Source organism: Granulosicoccus sp. 3-233 (assembly GCF_052681095.1).
In genome coordinates, this window is sequence record NZ_JBQYLE010000009.1 from 88,369 (window position 1) to 94,679 (window position 6,311).

The 6,311-nt window shown below is 53.5% G+C and carries 6 protein-coding genes; 2 read left to right on the forward strand and 4 right to left on the reverse strand.

Features of this window, described 5'->3' with window-relative positions; all coding sequences use genetic code 11:
• Positions 1-66: 66 nt before the first annotated feature.
• The 4 genes from ACUNV4_RS21410 to ACUNV4_RS21425 all read right to left on the reverse strand — a co-directional run bounded on the left by ACUNV4_RS21410 (position 67) and on the right by ACUNV4_RS21425 (position 4,900).
• Positions 67-2,316, reverse strand: coding sequence for an ATP-binding protein (locus ACUNV4_RS21410; RefSeq protein WP_430880661.1), 2,250 nt, complete (start codon positions 2,314-2,316; stop codon positions 67-69).
• 1 nt (position 2,317) lies between these two features.
• Entirely contained in the window at positions 2,318-3,157 is an 840-nt protein-coding gene (locus ACUNV4_RS21415) for a substrate-binding periplasmic protein (RefSeq protein ID WP_430880662.1), read from the reverse strand.
• A 218-nt stretch (positions 3,158-3,375) separates the two neighbouring features.
• Complete coding sequence (locus ACUNV4_RS21420; protein WP_430880663.1) at positions 3,376-4,176, reverse strand: class I SAM-dependent methyltransferase; 801 nt, start codon at positions 4,174-4,176, stop codon at positions 3,376-3,378.
• 199 nt (positions 4,177-4,375) lie between these two features.
• Positions 4,376-4,900 carry a redoxin domain-containing protein gene (locus ACUNV4_RS21425; RefSeq protein WP_430880664.1) on the reverse strand — a complete coding sequence of 175 codons (525 nt, stop codon included), beginning with the start codon at positions 4,898-4,900 and terminating at the stop codon, positions 4,376-4,378.
• 76 nt (positions 4,901-4,976) lie between these two features.
• Here ACUNV4_RS21425 and ACUNV4_RS21430 point away from each other — a divergent pair, with 76 nt between their 5' ends.
• On the forward strand, positions 4,977-5,150 hold the full coding sequence (locus ACUNV4_RS21430) for a hypothetical protein (protein WP_430880665.1): 174 nt from the start codon (positions 4,977-4,979) through the stop codon (positions 5,148-5,150).
• Between the two features lie 396 nt (positions 5,151-5,546).
• Positions 5,547-6,191, forward strand: coding sequence for a glutathione S-transferase family protein (locus ACUNV4_RS21435; protein ID WP_430880666.1), 645 nt, complete (start codon positions 5,547-5,549; stop codon positions 6,189-6,191).
• Positions 6,192-6,311: the final 120 nt, after the last annotated feature.

Consider the following 6,311-nt stretch of genomic DNA (forward strand, 5'->3'; position numbering starts at 1 on the left):
TACAACAGGATCATGGCATTTGGAGATCAGGCATCTACCAGAAGACGGCAGGGCTCAACTCGATATTCAGTCAGTTTCCCGCTCATGAACGGGCTCCGACTCCATGCCATCGATCAGAGCCTGTGCCAGCTCGTTCAATCTGAAGGGCTTCTGCAGAAACACGACCCCGTCGTCAAGCGTGCCATTGTGAATGATCGAATTTTCGGTAAAACCCGACATGAAGACCGTCTTCGCCTGTGGCATCTGTCTGGAAAGTCTCTCTACCAGGCGTCGGCCATCCGTATGACCGGGCAGGATGATGTCTGACAGGAACACGTCAACACTCTCCAGTCCATCGATCAGCGCCACCGATGAGGCCTCGTCCCAGGCGGCATGGACCTCGCAGCCCAGAGATTCGACCTGACTGCTGATCACTTGTCGCAACTGCTCGTTATCCTCGATGATGAACACGCGCAAGCCCGCCAGTCTTGCTCGATGATCAACAGTCACGGCAGGTGCCAGCGAAGCCACTTTCTGCTGAACCTTCGGCAGATACAATCTGACGGTCGTACCATGATCCAATTCGGAATAGACCTTCAGATGCCCCCTGGACTGCTTGGCGAATCCAAAGGCCATTGACAACCCCAGTCCGGTACCTTCTCCCGCGGTTTTGGTTGTGAAAAAAGGTTCGATACACTGCTTGACGACTTCGTCGCTCATCCCGAGCCCGGAGTCGCTGACCGAAAGACAGACATAATTACCCGCGACAACTTCCATGTTGGAACGTGCGTAACTGGAATCCAGTCTTGCATTACAGCACTCGATACTCAAAGTGCCTCCCCTTGGCATGGCATCACGGGCATTGACAACAAGATTCAGCAATACTGCCTCGAGTTGCGCCTGATCAGCCAGTGTTCTCCACAATCCGGCATCGTTGACAACCTCCAGATCTATGGTTGCACCAATCGACGTCTGAATCAGGGGAACCGATTCCCTGACGAGTTTGCCCACATCCAGCACGACAGGAGACAGGGGTTGTTTGCGGGCAAAGGACAGAAGTTGCCGGGTCAACCGTGCACCGCGATCGACCGCCTCCAGTGCGACGGTATTATGAGCAACGACAACCGGGTTCTCGGTGCTGGCACTGGAAATTTCCAGATTGCCGGAAATGACAGCCAGAATATTGTTGAAATCGTGGGCCACCCCGCCGGTCAGATTGCCGATGGCCTTGTTTTTCTGTGTCTGCAGGAGCATTTCCTGGTTGATCTGCTCGTAGGTCACATCCTGTGCAATGACATCGATGGCAGTCAGCTCGCCATTGTCATTGAACTTGCCCAGAAAATACTGTTTCAGGAACAGGAACTCACCATCATCGAAATTGAGCCGCAGCGTCTGTATGTCGGAATTTCCGGCGACCACCCTGTTGCAGGCGGCCAGAAATAGCTCCAGTGAGCTCTTGTCCAGCACTTTCTCGACGACGTCCGTGCGAATATTCAACCGCAGCATCTCATCCACGGTCTTTCGATGAATCGCCGCAAAATTGTCGTCACAGGCAGCAAGCCGTGTCAATGAGGGATCGAACCTGGCAAATGCGAGCCCCGCAAGATGAGCGGCAGACGCCAGTCTTTGAGCCCCTTCTTCCATGCTCTCCCTGGCCAGAAGCAGGTTTTCTCGCATTGCACGGATCGACTCGACCAGTTCGTCCAGTTCATCCACGTCTCCCGCACCAGACTCCCGCGGCAGATCGATGGTCAGATCATGGGCATGCTCCGGATCGCGAAGCCTGGCCGATAGGGCTGCCAGAGGGGTGAATGCAATCCGATTGAATTGCCGGATGATCAAGGCGGTAACAAAGACGGTGGAAATCACGAAGATTGCGATGAGAGCCAGGGCATTTCTCAATACTATCGACCAGACAGCGCCATTGTTGGCCTCGATGGTCAGATGCCCCAGCAGCTGTGAATCACCTCGTCCATCTGCATGCATCAGCGGAAAATCGGCTTTCATCACCCCTGTTCCGTCGCTGATGGAAGTCCCCTGACTGATCGTCTGACCGGATTGATCCACGATGTAAGCCCGTTGAATACTGTCATTGGCAGTGAACCCACGAAGATGGGATGTCAGGGCCTCCAGATCGAACTCCCACAAATGGGTCTGGATATCAGCCTTGTGTTCATTGCCGATCTCCTGGATTCGCACCCGCAATTGATGGATCGATATCTGGTAGCTGACAAAGGCCGTGAAAACGAGCATTGCCGTCAATGCCAACAGCATGGGGACAACGGTGGAACGGATTGCCTTGGCGGCGATTCGAGAAAAAAGCCTTCCCTGAGTCAACTCACTGATTCTCGAAGCGATAGTCTTTCAAGATGGCATCATGACGGCCATCCGCTTTCATGGCTCTTATCGCAGAATCAATCAGCCCAACCAGATCGGCCTTGCTTTCATGCAGATACAGATACATGTCCTTGCGAATCGCGTAGTTCGTGATCTTCAGGTTGATCATCCCACGTTCGCGTGCCCTGAGTCGAGCGGGAGCCACAGTCAGGACGGCAATATCCAGACGATCGGCATTCAGCATGTCCATCAACTGATCCTCAGTCCGGGTGACCGTGACACCGGCGACGGATGACAACATGTTCTCGACATATTTCCAGCCGCGTACCCGGCCTACTCGATATTTCCGGAAATCCTCGATTTCATCCACCTGAATGTCATCTCTTGTATACACGCCGGCAACAACGATATCGATGACGGGTTCCGGTACCCGTATCAGATGTGGATATTGATCTTCTCTCGCATCGGTTCTCGCCACCTCGCCATCAAGCACGCCGGTATTGGCCAGTGCCAGCCCACGGGCAGCGGGTAGCTTTCTGATGTCAAAGGTGAGTCGGGTACGCTGTCCGACGTCAAGCAGAATCCTGTCCAGATAGCCAGACCCCACGGCATTGACCACAGGAGGCTGATTGGATGTCGCCAGGTACAAGGTTCGATGTCCATCAGTCGTCTGGCCATGCGATTCCAACGGCGCACCACCGACCGTCAACAGTATCGTGACAGCTGCAATAGTCGGGAAAAAACGTCTCTGTCCGAAACTCGACAGCAGAATCTGTCGGAACGCAGCAAACACAAACCCGACGCCAGACCGACCCTCTTCCTTGACCACGAGCTTCTGCACAACGTTCGTCTCCCGGTCCCTTGCAGGACAGACATGCTCATGGATTTTCCGTCTCGATTGCGGACGTCAAGCCTGTGTACGCGGTTGCGAAGCCGCCAATTTGTCGTTCCTGGGCTGCGGTACCCGGACAACTATAATCAAAACGGTAATTCAGAAGCATGTCATCATGGTTACATTGCGCTGCCGGGCTCGCAGGCGTCCCCATGGTCGCATCACCCTCATGGCCGCGTTGCAATCACGGTACCGAAGGGCTGGTGTCCATACAGAGTGCCCGCCTCCTTGCGCCTCAGATACTCATCTGCCAGCGCGTCCGCGAGTGCCTGGGCAATGAGACCACGCTCGACCATCAAGGCTGTACCCATTCGAACCCAGGCCATGCCACCATCCGTGTCTGTAATGGCACGACTATCGACACGAAACTCATCAAGCAGAAAACCGGCGCTGACTATCAGCTGTCTCAGATTCGAGATCAGATAGGGCTGGGTGACAACGTTATCCACAAAAAAGCGAGCACAGGAGTCCAGTGGATCGCCTGCAAAATTGCCCAGCGATGTCTTTTCGAAATCGGCGTCGCAGATGACGATCTTCCCACCTGGCTTCAAGACCCGACAGGCCTCTTTCAGCAGGATCTCCGGTTCTATAACGTGACTGAGAACCGTGTGCATGACAATGCTGTCGATGGAGCCGGTGTCGAACGCCAGCTGCTCTCCGCCACCTACCCGACACTCCAGATTGTCCAGATGCTCAGCCAGAGTGGCCGCACGCTTTACCAGATTGACCGATGGGTCCATCGCGATGACGCAGGCCGCACCCGCTCTTGCAGCCATTCGTCGGGCAATGGGGCCAGTACCCGCGCCCACTTCCACGTGCGTGGCCCCATCAACCCAGTTCAGAGAATCGAGATAGCGCTCGATTATCTGAACCATCTGTTCCTCCGCCGCTCTTGCTTCCAGAGCGGCCACAACCACATCCAGAAACCTTGAATCTACCGCATCGATATCCTGAAATGGGTCTGCCATGGAAACCTCGCCTGCCGACGTACAGAGCAATGTACTCTGATTCATCGAGACAAGTAAAGAATCGAACGCGATGGTTTCCTGCTTCCGGCCGAAATAACTGACCGCTTGTGGAGTCAGTCTTGCTTACTCTGACCCCTGGCAGCGACATCACTGCAAGAGATAGACAACCTTTTACTCTGCAACACTTTTCGAATGCCCATCAACCGGTGTAAGTGCCACGGGCCGGATAGTCGTTCGCCAGGGCGTAGTCAACCTTGGACAGAAGATTACCCAGATCCGGTCTGGCCCATGGCATGTTGGAGATATCCGCCAGGTACAGTCGACCATCAGGTCGAACCCAGAACAGACCCGGCTCCGTGAAAATGTCCTCTTCACCTTCCTTGAACGCTTTCGTAATCCACAGCCCCCACTTCCTGGCATCAGCAACAGAGACACTGTGCGCGATGCGAAGCTTGCCAACATCCCACTCCTGTGCAGTCCTTGCAGCCAGCTCGGGACCGTTCATCGACGCTGCCACCACACTGAAACCCGCTGCTTCATAGTCATTCAACAACGTAGCGAGTCCCTCAAGGTAGTTCTTGCACACGGGGCAATGGTGTCCACGGTAGAACAACACCATCGAGAAATTCTGTGGTGATTCTGCCGCCAGATCAAACTCTCCACCACCGACCAACGGCAATGTCAGGTCGGGCACTGCGACATCGGGTGTCAATTTTTCGCTCATCGATTATCCACTCACTGGAACAGGAGTCGTCGAGACTCGTTGATTGAATGCCTGACTGCATTCCGACGAACAGTATATGAGCAGACAAGCCCTGCGGGATATCATGATTATTGATGCCTTCAATCGCATTTTCCATTATTTGCAGAAGTGGCCCGAATACCTCAATCAGCAATTGCCACGTGTAAATGCACAGATACGAAATCGCCCATATGACAGCGATATTCCCATTCGCATCATTACCGATGGATAACCGTCATGCGTTACCTGCTTGCGAACCACCACACACGCCAGAACTGCCTTTCATGTTCGGAGTTGAATACCGCTCTTCCATTGAAAACCCCAGTAAAAAGAGAAAAATCCGCAAACCCGGTGAAACCGGGCAACAGGATCAACAACAACGTGCAATGCAAGCATGTTCGGCGAATTCAATCTGCAAGTACAACCCAACCCGTCGGCATGAGGAGAAAATACGATATTGTCATTGCATTTAGTCGTTGCGGATATTTCCACGACGTATTATCCGAGTTATAATCCAGGAAACACACCTGTTCATGATATTACGCCGTGCAGACTACCATCATCTGTTTCAGAGTCATTGTGAGAACAGACCGTCTGCCTGAACGAACCCAACGGATAGCAGAATGACATGATCGAACTATGGGGACGGCGAACGTCCATCAATGTCCAGAAAGTCATGTGGGTACTGGCTGAGCTTGGGCTTGACTACAAACGCTTCGATGCAGGTGGTCGTTTTGGTGGATTGAATGATGCCGCCTATATGGCACTCAATCCACACCAGAAGGTGCCGACGCTGGTCGATGGCGAAACGGTACTCTGGGAATCGAACGCCATCATGCGTTACCTTGCGGATGCCTATGACAAGGACACACTCTTCGGATCAACGCCAGCGGCTAGAGGTGCGTCGGACATGTGGATGGAGTGGTATCAGAATTCGGTTTACGCGAATTTCCAGATCATCTTCCACCAGACTGTCAAACTCCCCCATGCCGAACGCAGCGGAAAGGTCCTTGCTCAGGCACAAGAAGTTGTCTGCAAGCAGTTCTCCCTGTTTGAAGCAGAACTGGAATCACGTTCGTATATCAACGGCGATCAACTCACGCTGGGTGACATGCCCATGGCGGCTTGTCTCTATCGGTATTTCACCATGGAGATCGAACGACCGGATCTTCCCCGGATTTCTCGGTACTATCAAAACCTGACAGAGCGTCCGGCCTATCGTGACAATGTCATGATCGACTACGACAGCCTGCGCGCGCCGGAACCAGTGTAGTAATGCAGGTATTTCCTGTATATCCGATCCATCTTGAGACCTTGAGACCTTGAGACCTTGAGACCTTGAGACCTTGAGACCTTGAGACCTTGAGACCTTGAGACCTTGAGACCTTGAGAC

Excerpts from the sequence above, each read along its gene's own strand:
- ACUNV4_RS21435 (WP_430880666.1), top strand. The coding sequence starts at position 5,547 with ATGATCGAACTATGGGGACGGCGAACGTCCATCAATGTCCAGAAAGTC.
- ACUNV4_RS21425 (WP_430880664.1), bottom strand. The coding sequence starts at position 4,900 with ATGAGCGAAAAATTGACACCCGATGTCGCAGTGCCCGACCTGACATTG.
- ACUNV4_RS21430 (WP_430880665.1), top strand. The coding sequence starts at position 4,977 with ATGAGCAGACAAGCCCTGCGGGATATCATGATTATTGATGCCTTCAAT.
- ACUNV4_RS21420 (WP_430880663.1), bottom strand. The coding sequence starts at position 4,176 with ATGGCAGACCCATTTCAGGATATCGATGCGGTAGATTCAAGGTTTCTG.